This is a genomic window from Streptomyces sp. NBC_00659 (assembly GCF_036226925.1).
In the GTDB taxonomy this organism is placed as follows: domain Bacteria; phylum Actinomycetota; class Actinomycetes; order Streptomycetales; family Streptomycetaceae; genus Streptomyces.
Genome location: NZ_CP109031.1, coordinates 7805501 through 7820980, shown reverse-complemented (window position 1 = coordinate 7820980; position 15480 = coordinate 7805501). Strand labels below are relative to the sequence as shown.

11 protein-coding genes are annotated in these 15480 nt (G+C 69.0%); 5 read left to right on the top strand and 6 right to left on the bottom strand.

Features of this window, described 5'->3' with window-relative positions; genetic code table 11:
* Positions 1-1157: 1157 nt before the first annotated feature.
* The 5 genes from OG410_RS34145 to OG410_RS42685 all read right to left on the bottom strand — a co-directional run bounded on the left by OG410_RS34145 (position 1158) and on the right by OG410_RS42685 (position 9121).
* On the bottom strand, positions 1158-4523 hold the full coding sequence (locus tag OG410_RS34145; protein WP_329302634.1) for an SAV_2336 N-terminal domain-related protein: 3366 nt from the start codon (positions 4521-4523) through the stop codon (positions 1158-1160).
* Positions 4516-5511 carry an AAA family ATPase gene (locus OG410_RS34140; RefSeq protein ID WP_329302633.1) on the bottom strand — a complete coding sequence of 332 codons (996 nt, stop codon included), beginning with the start codon at positions 5509-5511 and terminating at the stop codon, positions 4516-4518. Before OG410_RS34140 ends, OG410_RS34145 begins: the two co-directional genes overlap by 8 nt.
* On the bottom strand, positions 5511-7640 hold the full coding sequence (locus OG410_RS34135; protein WP_329302632.1) for a VMAP-C domain-containing protein: 2130 nt from the start codon (positions 7638-7640) through the stop codon (positions 5511-5513). Before OG410_RS34135 ends, OG410_RS34140 begins: the two co-directional genes overlap by 1 nt.
* Entirely contained in the window at positions 7637-8686 is a 1050-nt protein-coding gene (locus OG410_RS34130; RefSeq protein WP_329302631.1) for an alpha/beta hydrolase, read from the bottom strand. Before OG410_RS34130 ends, OG410_RS34135 begins: the two co-directional genes overlap by 4 nt.
* A 237-nt stretch (positions 8687-8923) precedes the next feature.
* Complete coding sequence (locus OG410_RS42685; protein ID WP_443063942.1) at positions 8924-9121, bottom strand: hypothetical protein; 198 nt, start codon at positions 9119-9121, stop codon at positions 8924-8926.
* Between OG410_RS42685 and OG410_RS42680 the strand changes: the two genes are divergently transcribed.
* The 3 genes from OG410_RS42680 to OG410_RS34115 all read left to right on the top strand — a co-directional run bounded on the left by OG410_RS42680 (position 9032) and on the right by OG410_RS34115 (position 12734).
* Positions 9032-9973 carry an alpha-amylase family glycosyl hydrolase gene (locus OG410_RS42680; protein ID WP_443063930.1) on the top strand — a complete coding sequence of 314 codons (942 nt, stop codon included), beginning with the start codon at positions 9032-9034 and terminating at the stop codon, positions 9971-9973. The genes OG410_RS42685 and OG410_RS42680 overlap by 90 nt on opposite strands.
* A gap of 734 nt (positions 9974-10707) precedes the next feature.
* Complete coding sequence (locus OG410_RS34120) at positions 10708-11772, top strand: aromatic ring-hydroxylating dioxygenase subunit alpha (protein ID WP_329302630.1); 1065 nt, start codon at positions 10708-10710, stop codon at positions 11770-11772.
* A complete protein-coding gene (locus OG410_RS34115) occupies positions 11769-12734 on the top strand; it encodes a PDR/VanB family oxidoreductase (RefSeq protein ID WP_329302629.1) in 966 nt (321 codons plus the stop codon). Before OG410_RS34120 ends, OG410_RS34115 begins: the two co-directional genes overlap by 4 nt.
* Here OG410_RS34115 and OG410_RS34110 read toward each other — a convergent pair.
* Positions 12685-13500, bottom strand: coding sequence for an IclR family transcriptional regulator domain-containing protein (locus OG410_RS34110; RefSeq protein WP_329302628.1), 816 nt, complete (start codon positions 13498-13500; stop codon positions 12685-12687). The genes OG410_RS34115 and OG410_RS34110 overlap by 50 nt on opposite strands.
* Positions 13501-13700: 200 nt before the next feature.
* Here OG410_RS34110 and OG410_RS34105 point away from each other — a divergent pair, with 200 nt between their 5' ends.
* Both OG410_RS34105 and OG410_RS34100 read left to right on the top strand, forming a co-directional pair.
* Positions 13701-14672 (top strand): ABC transporter substrate-binding protein, encoded by a 972-nt coding sequence (locus OG410_RS34105; RefSeq protein ID WP_329302627.1) that lies wholly within the window; start codon positions 13701-13703, stop codon positions 14670-14672.
* Positions 14669-15478, top strand: coding sequence for an ABC transporter permease (locus OG410_RS34100; RefSeq protein ID WP_329302626.1), 810 nt, complete (start codon positions 14669-14671; stop codon positions 15476-15478). The genes OG410_RS34105 and OG410_RS34100 overlap by 4 nt, the downstream gene beginning before the upstream one ends.
* Positions 15479-15480: the final 2 nt, after the last annotated feature.

Genomic DNA, 15480 nt, shown 5'->3' with positions numbered 1-15480 from the left:
CGTAGATGGCATACCTCCATCGGAACAGACGCCGACGTGAGAAGGTTCCTGGGCCGTTTTCAGTACGGGCCGTTTCTCCCGCACCGCAGTCTGGTGGCAGCCCAGTGATCCAAGTGTCACGCAGCACCCTGATCGCCTGCTGCCGCTCCGCCGCCCACCCCAGCAGCGTCGGGCAGGATGGCGCCGCGGTAGCCCCTTCCGATTCCCTGCGTCCTGCCAACGTCCCGAATTCGGCGCCCAGCCACTCACAGAGGCCACATGCGGCGGCTTCCCCCGCTATGAGCCAAGACATCCGTGCAGGCCAGAACAGTTCGAACTACCATTGGCGGCAACGCTGTTGAGCTCACGCGCAGCGGATTCACGCCGTTGGCCCAAAGTCCTAAATCCGAACGCCCGATGAGGCGTTTCCGCAGGTCAGGACACGGCTAAGGTGGGGCGGGTGGGACTCGAACCCACGGCCGACGGATTATGAGTCCTTTGAGGATCTTGGCGGTCCTTGCCGATCCATGCTCATCCGTGACGTTTTCGCAGATCAGATGGGGTTATCCATGCGGGTACTCTTCAGCCTTTGTCAGTCTGTTCCCGTCCTTGCGGCCTCAACGCGGCCTCAATAGGGCCACAAGGGCCAGACCCGAAGGACTTGCGGGCGGATCACGCCAGCTCGGGAAGGGGCTCGAACTCATCTGCGGCGGATTACCCTTCCAACGCGCAGAAGCTCCGCCCCGGTGGCCGGGGGCCTCTATGGCCGATGTCGTTGGCCAAGACGTCAACACAGAGCACAGCCAGCCTTCGGCTGACCGCCCTTCAAGGGCACCCCGCGCTATTAGGACGAGGCTTTCAACGGTGAGCACTCCTTCCACCCGTGAATTTGTTTCCCCAGTACAGCTACACCTCCGCTCCGCGGCGAACAGGGACGGTTGTAGCCGCCAGAGTGCCGGTCGACGGTTCACCCGTCGCCGACATCCGCTCGCGCGGAGAGCACTGGACCGCGAGGGTGCCGCCCCGCTCAGCGGCTGGATCGCCCCTGCTCGTGCGGAGAGCACGCCGTGTGGAGTGCCGCGCCGGGCACACTGAACCGCGGAGCTGCCGTCCGATCAGTGGGCAGGCATGTGAGAAGCGTCATCCGACATGCCGGCCGTCCGGGCCGGGCTCGAACGTCACCTGAGGTCGTGCGGGTTGGGCTCGGGAGCGTTCGTGCCGCGGAACTCCAGCTCGACATCCTCCGATTCCCGCCGGGCGTCGAAGACCAGTTGTGCGCTCCGCTCCACATGCACCTCCACCATATGATCGTTGACCCTGTTCAGCAGCGACACTTCGGGCAGGGCGAGGTCATAGTCGCGGTTGTGCATGAGGCCTTCGAGAATGAGTCGGACGTCCACCGTCACCTGCCCGAGAACCAGGCCTTCCTCGTACTCCTCCACGGTGTCCCAGACGATCGACTGGGTGTCCGGAGTGACGTCCTGGATCGTCACGTCCGTGAGACCGGGTGGTAGCGCCACCCCGTTCAGCGGCCAGACGCCGTCCATGACGTCGTCGGCGAACTCGTCCGCGACGGCTTCACCAAGGAGTCGCTCACAGGCCGAATCCACCGCGTCCGACAGGGCGTTGCGGGTGAACCACCTCAGGCCCCAGGGCGCATCCGCCGTCTCGGGCTCAGCCTCGTCGACGGCTGCCTCGGGGTCGTGGACGCGGTGCAGCGTGACAGGCAGGTGCATGATCACGAGACACGATTTCTCATTACCGGGGAAGGTCTCTGAGGTATCCGCGGTGACACAGTCGACGAGATCGGACATCCAGGCCCGCCCCTCTCGATCCAGCACGAGTTCGAAGCTGACCGAGGGTTCGACGTTCCAATGGCGAGCGGCTCCGTCCCGCGTTGTGTGGATTTCGAACAGGCCGGCTTCTGAAGACCAGACGACATCCACACGTTGATCGTCGCGAGGCACCTCGCGTTCGGTGATGATCCCCCGATCGGCGAGGAAGTCCTGAGCCGCGTCGACCAGTGTCATCTCGCTGTCGGCCTGCTGGCCTCCGTCGATGAAACTCTCCGCGAAGGCGAGTAGCGCGCGCAGAAGACGGTTCGCCTCTCTCCGGTACACGCCTTGGTAGGTACGAGGAAGAGCCGCCTGAAGTTGTTGCTGGACCGACTCGTACATGGGGTCGACCGGCTCGGTGGCGCCGACGCCCTCGTCTTCGTGGAGCCCGGTCGAGGACACCTGGGGTTTCCAGGCCCGATTGCGCGCGAAGGCTGGGGCTGAACGACCCCCACCGAAGAGAACGAACTGGGAGCGCGACCATGTATCGAGCCCGCTCAAGGCCCTGACCATGGCGGACAGGTCCAGGAACTCGGGACCTCTTGGCACTCCCTGGCTCGTGACCCTCAGGAGCTGTTGCGTCAGCGGTCCCCTGTTCAAGGCGCCCCGTGCACTTCCTACGGACAACACCTGTGCTCTCGAGACTACTTGCCCGACCCCTTCATACAGGTCACGACGCATGGCCCGGGTAGCCTCCGCGCCCCCGTCGTGGTCGAGGATCAGCATGGCGTGACGAGCCCTCGACTCATCGAGGACCCGTGCGACGTCGAGGAACTCCAGCCTCCCGGAGGTATGCCACTCATCGACTCCTTCTCCCGAGAGACGCCACGTGGCCTGGCCCCTGAGGTCAACCGACCCGTGCCCGCCGAAGTAGAGCAGCACGGTGTCGGCCGTGTCGCCCGCCCGCATGATCTCTTCGAGGACCTCGCTCGCCCTGCGGGGGTCGACAAGCGAGACGCAGCGGTCGGCCGGCAGGTTCCAGCCTTCCGGCGAGGTGAGATAGGACCGCATCTCCTCAAGATCGGCGTTCACGCCAGGCAACGAGTCGCCTCTCGGATAACGGGAAACGCCGATAAGCAGCGCGGTGCTCTGTGCCGGGTCGGGCAGGCGCTGACCCGGGTCCGGGTCGGGCTGTAACACGGGGAACTCCGAAATTCCCGGCACCAGTGCGGGCCGCACCGGTCCGCCTTCCCGCAGCAATGTCAGCAACTCGTTGGACGCACGCGCGAAGGGGTACAGCGCGGGCGGGACCGAGTCCGGCTCGAACGTCGCGGTCGCCTGGATGTCCTCCACGCCGCCGGGTGCCCTGGCGGCGATGTGCCTGCTGAGAGCGTCATACGTGCGCCAGGCGTCCCGGCGGCTGAGGCGGGAGGCGAGCCGCTCGCGTGTCGCATCGTCGAAGACGATGACCGGTGGCCCGTCCTCGTGCGCCTCGACGGTCACGCCGGGGATCGTCAGCAGCTCGGCCAGATCGCCGACGCACGCCTCGGGAAGGAGCTGCTGACGGACCAGGTGCATGAGCGGCAGGCTCAGCCTGCGAAACGGGCTGCACAGGGCGGCTAGCCGTACGGCCGAGGGCGACCCCGTGCGCAGGAACATCTCCGTGGGGTCGGGGCCCGTGTGTCGCGCGGCGTTCGGCGTCGGAAAGGGGCTGGGCACGATGCCGGTGCTGGGGACCAGGACCGCGTCGTGCCCGTGGGGCGATCCGCGCATGAAGGTGTCCGCCCAGCGGGCGAGGGAATGCGGCGAGAACGTGAGCGTGGGCAACGCCTGCCAGTCCGCGTCCTCGGCGCCGGGCAGAGTACGGAGCAGCAGGGGGACGTGAAAGGTCAGGTCGGCGTTCCTAAGGGCGGGCCGTCGCTGTCCGACGCGGATCGCGGGGAGGTCGAGGCCGGTGCGGTGCCACAGGCGCCCGGGGAGCGGGTTGAGCAGCGCGACGGGGCCTTTCGTTCCCCAACGGCGTAGCAACTGCCATGTTTCCGGTCGCCTCCAGCCGGGCGCCACGCAGTCGGAGAGCACCAACACCAGGCGTCTGCCGTCGGCGGAAACGGCCTGCCCGGGGGCGACCCGCCTGTCCTGGTGGTCGGTGACCACTGGATCAGTGCCCGGCCTCAGGCTCCACGTCCGGACGCGTCGGAACGCGCCCAGTCCGGCCAGGAGGGTGGCGAACTCCGAGTTGGTGTTCTGCCAGACGGCCATGGTGGGCGATGCGTCGACGACGAGCAGCAGTTCGAACCAGGGCTCGGGGCTGGGGCCCAGCACCGGGGTGAGCTCGCCGGTGCGGCGGTAGTCGCGGACGGTCGCGTCCAGGTCCAGTTCCGAGCGTCGACCCTGGGGGAAGCGGCGCTTGAAGGGGCGCAGCGCTCTGCGCAGTTCCATGGCACGGGGCAGATCCCGGCCCCCCGGAACCGTGATCGAGGTGCCCGGCGCGGGTGGGGCGTACGGCAGCCTCTCGTAGAGAACGGCCGTGTCCGTGTCCTCCGCCCGGTGCGGCGGGGCAGGCGCGTCGGCTTCGGGGGCCGACGGTGGCTCGGGGCACACCTCCGCGGCTTCGGAGGGCGCTGGTTCGGGCAGGCCGGCGCCCAGTGCTGCCGGGGTGGTGGCGGAGGCCGCGGCCAGCCACAGGGCATCGGCGATCGCTGTGGCGTCCGCGTCTTCACCCATGGCCCCGGCCAGCACGCGGACCAGCGATGCGAGAGCCTCAGCCACCGGAGAGGTCACGGAGGAGCAGGTCGAGGATCCGGTCGCGCTGCGCGCCACTGGGCGCTTGTGCGTCGCTGATCAGTCGTACCGCGTTGAGGAGTTGGTCGACCGCCAGGGAATCGCCCCTTGCGACACGGTCGGCGAATTCCTTGATGAGATCCGGCACCGGGCCGGAGTCGGGCAGCTCACGCCGCAGGTGGGCGGCCACCGCGTCGCGGAGCATGTCGGCGGTCGGCGCGGGCATGGTGTAGCGGATGCACCGGCGCAGGAAGGGCGCGGGGAAGTCGCGTTCGCCGTTGCTGGTCATCACGATGAACGGAAAGCGCGTGCACTGCACGTGGCCGTCCCGCACCAGGTAGGTCCGCTCCCTCTCGCCCCACTCGCGGACCGGCACCTGCCGCAGGCGGTGGCGTACGAGTTCGGGAATCTCGAACTCCCCGCGCTCCAGCACATCGAGGAGATCGCTCGGCAGGTCGAGATCACTCTTGTCGATCTCGTCGATGAGCAACGCCCGGGGCCGGTCCCCTGGCAGCAGCGCGGTGCCCAGAGGCCCGAGTTTGAGGAACGGCGCGATGTCGTCGACGGCTTGGGGGCGCTCGGTCCTGGCGGGGCCACGGCCGCCGTTCCGTCCCTTGCTCCGCCCCTCGTAGGGCGTTTGGCGCAGGCGCAGGGAATGGATGTGGCCGAGCGCGTCGTACTGGTACAGCGCGTCCGTCAGCGTGCTGCGCGACGTGATGGGCCAGCGCAGCACCCGCCTGAGCTTCAGTTCCTCGGCGACCTGCTCGATGACGGTGGACTTCCCCGTACCCGCGGATCCGGTGATCAGGAGGGGCCGGTGGAGGTAGAGGGCGGCGTTGACAGCGTCGGTCAGCCCCTCCGGCGGCTGGAACGCGCGCTGGTCGGAGGTGCGGGGGAAGGTACGCCACGGGGGAGGATCGGCAAGGGTGACATCACGAGGTTCGCCGTCTCCGACGTAGTACGTGTTCCAGGACATCACGCGCTCCACTGATTGGTCGGGGGGTGCTGCTCGAACCAGCGGCAGAAGTCGAGCCAGTCCAGGTCGTGCCAGGCGGCCCGGATTCCGGCCAGGTCCGCGAGGTGCTCGTCGCCCGGTCGCGCCGGACGCGCGGGTCCGCCCACCTCGGCACGCCAACGACGCCGGTACGCCTCGATGAACTGTTCGGGCAGCTGCTCCCAGTACGCGTCCAGGCAGTCGTATCCCCGGCCGTCCACATCGGCGTCCGTGCGCGGCCACAGCAGGATGGGGGTGTGGGCCAGCAGGGTCTCCACCAGCTCCGCAAGGTGCCGCGGACGGTGGTCGAGGCCGATGGCCCGGTCGTAGACCCTCCAGCCCAGGCGCTCTGCCAGCAGCGCCGTGTCCCGGATGTCGCCGTCGGCCAGCCAGTCGACCGGTGCGTGGCCGTCACCGAGATGTTGTTCGTCCAGCTTCTTCAGCCGGTCCCGGTCCCTCTCGTTCATACCGGCGAGGTAGCCCGGGACGGCGAGTCGTCCTGCCCAGCGCAGCACCACCGTGTGCTCGGCGCCCAGCGGGGATCGGCCGGCGGACGCCTTCTCGGGCTCCCAGGTCAGCAGGAGCGGAGCGGGGACCACCACGTCGATGTTCTTGATCCCGGCGCCTTCCGGGACCTTCTTCCACGCCCAGCCGATGATCTCCGGGAGCCGGGCCTCGACTCCGGCCCGGGTGGGTTCGCAAGGGAACTCCTCATGGTGCTCGCCGCGCTCCCCGTCGTGCAGCCACACCGACAGCGATTCCGGCCAGTCGATCCGCGCGGTGTGCAGGCTGATGACCAGCCGCCAGGTCCGGTCCAGACGCAGTGCGGCCTGTCGCGCCACGGCATCACTGAGTTCGACGACTCCGTGCACGCGCTTCGCCCAGGCGTCGACCAGTTGGTCTTCGGAGTCGAGGTCACACCGGTCGGCGATGGCGGCCACTGCCTGCGCCAGGCGCACCACGGGAGTGCCGGTGACGGATACGCGTAGCGCCGCGTGTTCGAGTATGTACCGCAACAGGTCCGTGCCCTCGATCCACTTCGGCGGACGCAGCGGATCGAATGACGGATCGGCCGCGTCGTAGGCGGCGGTCAGGTCGGCGGCCACGCTCCGCAGAGCCGGGGTGGTGACAGCCCGGCCGGCCCACGAGTGGACCATGTCCACCGTGGTACCCGCGTCCAGCAGCCCGTCGGCCACCTGCCGTACCCGCAGGGCTCCGGGTGCTTCGGAGGCCGCCGCCTGCTCGCGGAGCCCGCGCAGTGCCGGCGGGTTCCAGCCCCCGGCCGGGGCCGGGTGGTCCGGCCATGCGGCCAGTGCCTCGCCGAGGTCCTGGCTGCCGAGGACGCCGATGTGGCGGCTGGGTCTCCAACTCGGCCGTTGTACGTTCAGCGCCACCCACAGTTCCTCGACTGCGTCCGGGTCCCCGTCCCGGCCGGACGTCTCGCAGTTCTGCTTCAGGATTCGGTTCGTCAGTGCCATTTTGAGGGCGCCCGCTCGCAGCAGCTCACCGCCGTCCGGGATGCCGTGGCGCAGCAGGGACGCGAGTTCGCGGCTGAAGTCGAGGTCGTACGCCTTCTGGTGAGCCGACGCCGCCATGAGCAGCGAGTGTCTGTTGTTCCCGAGGCCGAAGCCCCCTGCCAGTGCTTTCGCGTCCGGGACGCCGGCGCCGGCGTGGCACGTGTCGATGAGCGTGATCACCCCTTTGACGCCGGGCAGGTCCCCGGCGTCGGCGACGAGCTTTCCGACCTGGACGGAACTGGCCGCGTCCCCCGCCAGGGTGTCGTCCGCCATGTAGTAGAGCGTCGCGTCGCCCATCGGCGTCTGACCGTGACCGAGGAAGGCGAGGACCAGTTCGGCGCCCGCTTCATGCGCCCGGCGCGCCGCCGCCCGGACCGCGTCCTCGATCTGCCGTCCGGAGACCTTGCCGGACCGCAGTACGGGGCCGCCGTCGGGGTCGCTGGGCACGCAGGCACCGATCTCCGGATCGGTGAGGAGTTCGTGCAACTCCTCGGCCCTGGTGACGAGGTTGCTGAGATGCTGCCGCGCGGCCGGGCACTGGGTGGCGACAACCAGGGCGTGCCGGACCGTCGTCGTCGGCCGGGCTGCGGTCATGAACCGGCCGCGGGGGCGGCTGTTCCGGCAGAAGCGTCCGTACCGGCAGGGGAGTTCGTCCCGGCGGAGGCGTCCGTAGCGGCGGACACGGCGGAGAGCATCCGCATCACCGGCTCCGCGACCTCGGCGCGCCCCAGGTATGTGGTCGCCCCATGGGCCCACCACATACGGGATTCAAATTGCCGCGGCGTCGGTTTGACCCCTCGTTCGTTCGGCTGGACGCGATTGGCGAGTTTGCGCCGCGGCACGATCAGGTCGTCGCCGTCCCAGAAGTCCAGCCAGCGATCGACACAGTCGGGGGTGGCAGGCGGCCGCGGCCTGAGCCGCGGCCAGACGAGTCCGCTGGTCGCGATCGGTGAACCGATGGTGACCAGCAGCGGCACAGGACCCTCGTAGGACGCCAGCGTCTCGAAGGCGACGACGCTGCCCAGGGAGTGGCCGACCACGACGGTGGGCCGTGCGGGGTCCAGACACGCCAGGACCCGGGCCCTGATCCGCTCGTCGAGCGTCGTCTTCTGAGCGTCCTTGTCCTTGCGTCGCAGGTAGCGCGCGGGCTGGGACCACGTGCGGAGTACGTCACTGGCCGTCGCCCAACGAGCCGCATGGGCCACTCCCGGCACCGCGACCACCGCGGTCGCCACCGCCCAGAGGTGACGCCCGGCTCCGACGACACCCTGCGGCTGGCCGTCGGGGCTCAACTGGGCGCGTACGCGGGCCAGCGCCCTGTCGCCCTGGTTCTCCGGCCGAGCAGCCTCCTCTTCGAGGAACTCGGCGAGGAGTCCAAGGACAATGGCCGCTTCCTCGTCGTCGAGGTCGTCCGGGCCGCCCACGCTCTGCGGCTCATCGTCGGCGAACAGGTCGCCGTAGTAGGCGAAGGAGCAGTCCGCCAGCCAGTCCATGGTCAGTGCGGAGATGTCGGAGGCGAGCTTCGCGGCCCGCGCGCCGCCAGCCAACGCCCGCTTCCACTCCATCAGTTGTTCGTCCGGATCCCGCGGCCCGCCGATGCCGTGTACGAACACGAGCTTGGGTTTCAGCTTGCTCTCCATTGGTGCCCCTTGCCCCCGAACCGGCACATGACCGGCCCCTCTCACACAGGGCACGAAGCTACCAAAAGGCCAGCTCTCTGCCTGCCGAATCGGATGATCCCGTGCCCCAAGCACACCCAACCCAGCCACTCACCGGCCGATCCTGCCTCAACACACGGGGGTGCCTCTATGTTCTTCGTCAAGCGTGTGGTCAGGTTGGGTCCTCTCCAACCACGACGAGACCCGCCACGTCACCCGCTACGGCCGCGCCCACACCGGCGTCACCACCCCGCCGACCTCGCCCTGGGCACCCGCCGAGCACGGGCGGCGGCCCTGCTGATGCTCGCCCTGCCGGGAAGCGCGTACATCTACCAAAGCGAGGAACTCGGCCTGTACGAGGTCGAAGGCCTCCCCGACGCGGCGCTCCAGGACCTCACCTGGGAACGCTCCGGCCACACCGTCCGAGGCCGCGACGGCTGCCGCGTCCCCCTCCCCTGGACCGGCGACACCCCGCCCTTCGGCTTCAGCACGACCGTCTCCGCCACGCCCTGGCTCCCCCAGCCCCACGACTGGAAGTTCTACACCGCCGAGGCCAACCAGGCCGACCGCACCTCCATGCTCCGGCTCTACCGCTCCGCCCTACGCCTGCACCGCACCAACCCGGGCCTGTGCGGCGAGGACTTCCGCTGGCTCGACAGCCCGGCCGGCACGCTCCTCTTCGAACGCGGCAACGGCCTACCGTGCGCGGTCAACCTCACCGACCAGCCGACCCCGCTCCCCGCCGCCACCAGCCCCCTCATCGCCTCAGGACCGCTGACCAAGGACGGGCTGCTGCCCCTCCGACGCCACGGTCCTGCTGCACCGGTACTGACGAACGAACGAGACCGGGCATCGCCCCGGCCCACCTCCCGCGCGCCCAGTCGCGCCCATGTCCGCCAGGGCCTGTCCGGTGTTCCTCCCCGCCGATCGGACAGGCCCTGGCCCAGCTGCAGAAGCCGATGCCCTTCAGGGGCCGCTGCACGTTTGGGGCAGTTTTCTGTTGGGGCCGTTTCCTTGGCTTCCCGGACTCGCCAGATATGCAGACGACGCACTGGAGAGCGCCTTCCGGGCACTCCCCCAGTACCTCCGGCCTCAGGATGGCCTCAACCTTGGCCCTGCCGCAGGAGAGCCGAGCAGAACAGGTCTCAGCGGCTACGCATTCATGCGGGTCAGAAGGGCATCAGCCGACATGGACCAGCATGGCGCCAAACCCACGAGCAGCGGATTCAGTCCATTCAGGCAAAGTTGACGCCCCGACACCCGAAATGAACGTTTCCGCAGGTCAGAGGCCTTCCGAAGTGGGGCGGGTGGGACTCGAACCCACGGCCGACGGATGATGAGTCCGCTGCTCTGCGCTACGACGAATTCGCTCCCCGCTGACTTCCCAGTCCCAGCCATAGGGCTGGTACCCACCGCCCGAAACCAACCGGGCCACTCCTGGGCTGAGTCACCACCCGACAGCAGCCCCGTTTACGCAAGCCCAAGCAGGCATCCCGCGTGTGTCACCGCGTGACGAACGGCTGGTCGATGACCGTCTCCGCGCGTCCTTCAGGCCATCAATCTGCTCGCGATTCCTACCCCCAACCCTTCGCGCTACCTGCCCGACCTGCGACAACACACTGAAGAGCCGAAAGAGAGGCAGAATCGACCCGGATTCGCCCCCAAAGCCGGTACACGCACCAACGGACATACTTGATCTGCGGCGATGCAATTTCTGCTCCTGTACCACCAGGATCCGGCATCAGATTCGCCACAGAACCCTGAAAACAGTCATACGTGCATAACTTACGAGCGGAAACGTGGCTCAAACAGCCACGGGAGATCGAGGTCGGCGCGGCGACCCAGTGGACGAGCATCGCAACTGCCACCGGGGAGGGCACTCACACATCAGCCCGCTGACGTGGCATTTCATTGGACATCTTCCGTGAGACGGAAGTCGTATTGCGGCCCGGTGATGTCTGCCCGAACGATGCCACCACCATCAGAGACGGGAGCCGGCCCCCATGCCGCACATGACCTCCTTCGCCAGGAACCAGTGGTACGTCGTCGCCTACACCTACGAGATCGGACGCGAGCTCGTCGGACGGACCGTCCTCGGTGAGCCGCTGGTGCTCTACCGCACCGAGGAGGACGGGGCCGCCGTCGCGCTGTCCGACCGGTGTGTGCACCGGCGGTTCCCGCTCTCGGAGAGCCGGCTCGACGGTGACCGGATCGTGTGCGGCTACCACGGGTTCACCTACGACACGACCGGCGCGTGTGTGCACGTGCCGGGGCAGAAGCGGATACCGCGCACCGCCCGGGTCGCCTCCTACCCGGTCGTCGAGCAGGACCTGTTCGTCTGGGTCTGGATCGGCGACCCCGCGCTCGCCGACCCGGGATCGGTGCCGCGCGCGCCGCACATGGACTCGCCCGGCTGGACGACGGTCAGCGGCATGGAGCCCATCGACGCGGACTACGGACTCCTCGTCGACAACCTCCTCGACCTCTCGCACGAGACGTATCTGCACGGCGGCTACATCGGCACGCCCGAGGTCGCCGAGACGCCGATCGCCACCGAGGTGGACGAGGAGGCCGGGATCGTCCGCGTCTCCCGGCGCATGGCCGACGCCGAGTGTCCGCCCTTCTACGCGCGGTCGACCGGCGTCGAGGGGCGCATCACCCGCTGGCAGGACATCGAGTACCACGCGCCCTGCCTCTATCTGCTACACAGCAGGATCGCGCCGGCCGGTGTGCTGCCGGAGGCGGACGGCAGTGACCCGAACGCCTTCCACACCGAGATCACGTACGCCATCACGCCGTCCGGCCCGGGCAAGGTGTACGACTTCTGGGCGGTCTCGCGCGACTTCGCCCGGTCGGACGACGAAGTCAGCACCTTCATGCGGGACTTGAACCACACCGTCGTGATGCAGGACGTCGACGCGCTCAACCTCCTCCAGCGCACCCTCGCCTCGGAGCCCGCCGGTTACCAGGAGCTGAGCATCGGCATCGACACCGGCGGTCTCGCGGCCCGGCGCATCCTGGCCCGCCTGGTCGAGGAGGGCGACAAGCCGGTGGAGAGGGTGCGGTGACCGGCCTTGCCGGGGACAGCTCGTACGAGGTCGAACTCGTCGTCGTACGGCGTGAGTTGGTCTCCGACGGTGTACTCGCCCTGAGCCTGCGGCATCCGCTCGGCGCCGAACTCCCGCGCTGGGAGCCCGGGGCCCATATCGATGTCCGGCTCGGGCCGGAACTCGAGCGGCAGTACTCCCTGTGCGGTGACCCGGCGGACCGCGGGACGTGGCGGATCGCGGTGCTGCTCGAACCGGACGGGCGCGGCGGATCGGCTTATGTGCACGGGCGGTTGGGCGAGGGCGACACGGTCCGTGTCCGGGGCCCGCGCAATCACTTCGCCCTCGCGCCCGCTCCGCGCTACCGCTTCGTGGCGGGCGGCATCGGCATCACCCCGATCCTGCCGATGCTCGCCGCGGCCGAGGCGGCGGGCGCCGAGTGGACCCTGCTGTACGGCGGACGGACCCGCGGCTCCATGGCGTTCACCGAGGAACTGGGGCGGTACGGGGACCGGGTCACCCTCGCTCCCCAGGACGAGACGGGACCGCTCGATCTGCCCTCCGTGCTCGGCGGGCTCCCCGGGGACACCCTCGTCTACTGCTGCGGTCCCGGGCCGCTGCTCGACGCGATCGAGGAGCGCTGTCCGGACGGCCTCCTGCACATCGAGCGCTTCCGGCCGAAGGACCGGGAGACGGGCGGGGAGACGGACGGGGAGGGGGAGTTCGAGGTCGTCCTGGAGCGGTCGGGCCGGACGGTCACCGTCGCTCCCGGTGTCTCCGTCCTCGACACCGTGCGCGCCGCCGGTGTCGAGGTGCTCTACTCCTGCACCGAGGGCACCTGCGGGACCTGCGAGACGGAGGTGCTCGAAGGGACCCCGGACCACCGGGACTCGGTGCTCACGGACGAGGAGCGGGAGGCGGGCGGAACCATGCTCATCTGTGTGTCCCGCTGCCTCGGGAGACGGCTCGTACTGGACCTGTGACCGCCAGATCCCGCTCGATCCGGGCGACCGTGTCCAGCAGGTGGGGAAGCAGGTCGCGGCGGACCGATTCGAGGCTGTTGCGGCTGGCGTGGACGGGGATGTTCGCGGCCGCCACCACGGCGCCGCCCCCGTCCCGCACCGGGGCGGCGACCGAGCGGAGTCCCTCCTCCAACTCCTGGTCGACGATGGCGTATCCCTGGCGCCGCACCCGGGCCAGCTCGGCTCTCAGCAGGTCCGGCGAGACGGTCGTGCGCGCGGTCAGGGCGCACAGATCGGCCCGCTCCAGCCGGGCGTCGATCTCGTCGTCCGTGAGATGCGCGAGGATCACCCGGCCCACGGAGGTGGCATGGGCCGGGAAGCGGGTGCCGACGGTGATCGTCGCCGTCATGATCCGCCGGGTCGGGACCCGCGCCACGTACACGATGTCGTCGCCGTCGAGGACACAGAGCGAGCTCGACTCCCCCACCTGTTCGGCGAGTTGCTTCAGATGGGACTGGGCGATCTCCGGGAGCGTGAAGCCGGAGAGATAGGCGTAGCCGAGTTCCAGCACGCGCGGGGTGAGCCGGAAGACCCGGCCGTCCGTGTGGACGTATCCGAGATCGACCAGGGTCAGCAGGAAGCGGCGTGCCGCCGCGCGGGTCAGGTCGCAGCCGCGCGCGACCTCACTGAGTGTCAGTTCGGGCCGGTCGGCGCCGAAGACGCGGATCACGGCGAGTCCGCGTTCGAAGGACCGGACGAAATGGGGCGCTCGGTCTGCTGCAGGCATCGTCGCCTCCAGAGGGACACACGGAGTGCTCTCGCATCGAACGGGAGCACATGGAACGGGAGCACACTTCGATAACTGTCAACAATATTGTCAGCCAAGGCCATTGACCCGGCACGGACAGGGTTCTACCTTCGCGCTGAGCACCATTGTGCGGTGTGCGCACGCCCTGTCGGAACACTCTCGTCTGCACAGGAGGAGCCATGCGTCGTCTGCTCGCCGGTATCGCGGTCGGAGCCTTGCTGGTCACCGCGTCGGCCTGCGGTTCGTCCGACGGCGGTGGCGCCTCGGACAAGAACTCTTCGTCCGGCGGCACCACCACCGTCAAGCTGGGGATCATCCCCATCGTCGATGTCGCCCCCGTCTATCTGGGCCAGAAGAAGGGCTTCTACAAGAAGCACGGACTGACCCTGTCGATGACGGCCGCCCAGGGCGGCGCGGCCATCGTCCCGGGGGTCGTCTCGGGCCAGTTCCAGTTCGGGTTCTCCAACGTGACCTCGCTGATGATCGCCCAGTCCAACAGCGTTCCCGTGAAGGCCATCGCGAACGGTGTCGCCTCGACGGGCGTGGCGGGCGCGGACTTCGGCGCCATCACGGTCAAGAAGGGCAGCGCCATCGCGTCGGCGAAGGATCTGGAGGGCAAGAAGGTCGCCGTCAACACGCTGAAGAACATCAACGAGACGGCCGTACGCGAGTCGGTGCGCAAGGCGGGCGGTGATCCCTCCGAGGTGAAGTTCGTCGAGCTCGCCTTCGACCAGATGCCCGCGGCCCTCGACAGCGGCCAGATCGACGCCGCGATGGTGGTCGAGCCCGCGCTCGCCACCGTCAAGAGCCAGGGCGCGACCGAGATCGCCTCGGCCCTGGTCGATGTGGCGAAGGACCTCACCGTCGCCATGTACTTCACCTCGAACCAATACGCGGCACAGCACCCCGACGTGGTCAAGAAGTTCCAGGAGGCCACCGCGGAGTCCCTCGCGTACGCCGACGCGCACCCGGACGAGGTCCGGCAGATCGTCACCACGTACACGAAGATCCCCGCGGCCGTGCTGGCCGAGGTGACCCTGCCCAAGTGGCCGGCGGAGGAGAACCGGACCTCGATCGAGGCGCTGGAGAAGCTCGGCAAACAGGACGGGCTCTTCAAGTCGGCGCCCGACCTGGACAAGCTGCTGCCGTGACACGGAAGCGAGTGCGCGGCGGCGGCTCCACCGGACGGGCCGTGAACGCCGGACTGGGCGCGGCCGGGCTCGCGGCCTTCCTCGCCCTCGGCGAGGCGGTGCCGCGGCTCGGCATCGTCAAGGAGCGGTACTTCCCGCCGACCAGCCGGATCGCGCGGGCCCTCGGTGACCAGTTCACCGAGGGCACCTTCTGGACGGACCTCGGCGACACGCTCACGGGCTGGGCGCTGGGCCTGGCGATCGCGGTCGGCGCGGGGATCGTGGTGGGGGTGGTCGTCTCGGTCGTGCCGTATCTGCGCGAGACGACCGCGTCGACGATCGAGTTCCTGCGCCCCATCCCCTCCGTGGCCCTGATCCCGCTCGCCGTGCTGCTCTACGGGACCGAGCTGAGGTCGGTGCTCCTGCTGGTCGTCTACGCGTCCTTCTGGCAGGTCCTCGTCCAGGTCATGTACGGCGTGCGGGACGTGGACCCGGTGGCGGAGGAGACGGCGCGGTCGTACGGGCTCGGAACCTGGGCCCGGGTCCGTCATGTGCTGTGGCCGACCGCGCTGCCGTACGTCATGACGGGGGTCCGGCTCGCCGCGGCCGTCGCGCTCATTCTCACGGTGACCGCCGAACTCGTCATCGGGGCCCCGGGGTTGGGTGCGCGCATCGCGGTCGCCCAGACCTCGCAGGCGGTGCCCGAGATGTACGCGCTGATCGTGGTCACGGGTCTGCTCGGGCTGCTCATCAACGTGGGTGCCCGGTCGGTGGAGCGGTACGCGCTGGCCTGGCACCAGTCGGTGCGCGGGGAGGTGACGGTGTGACG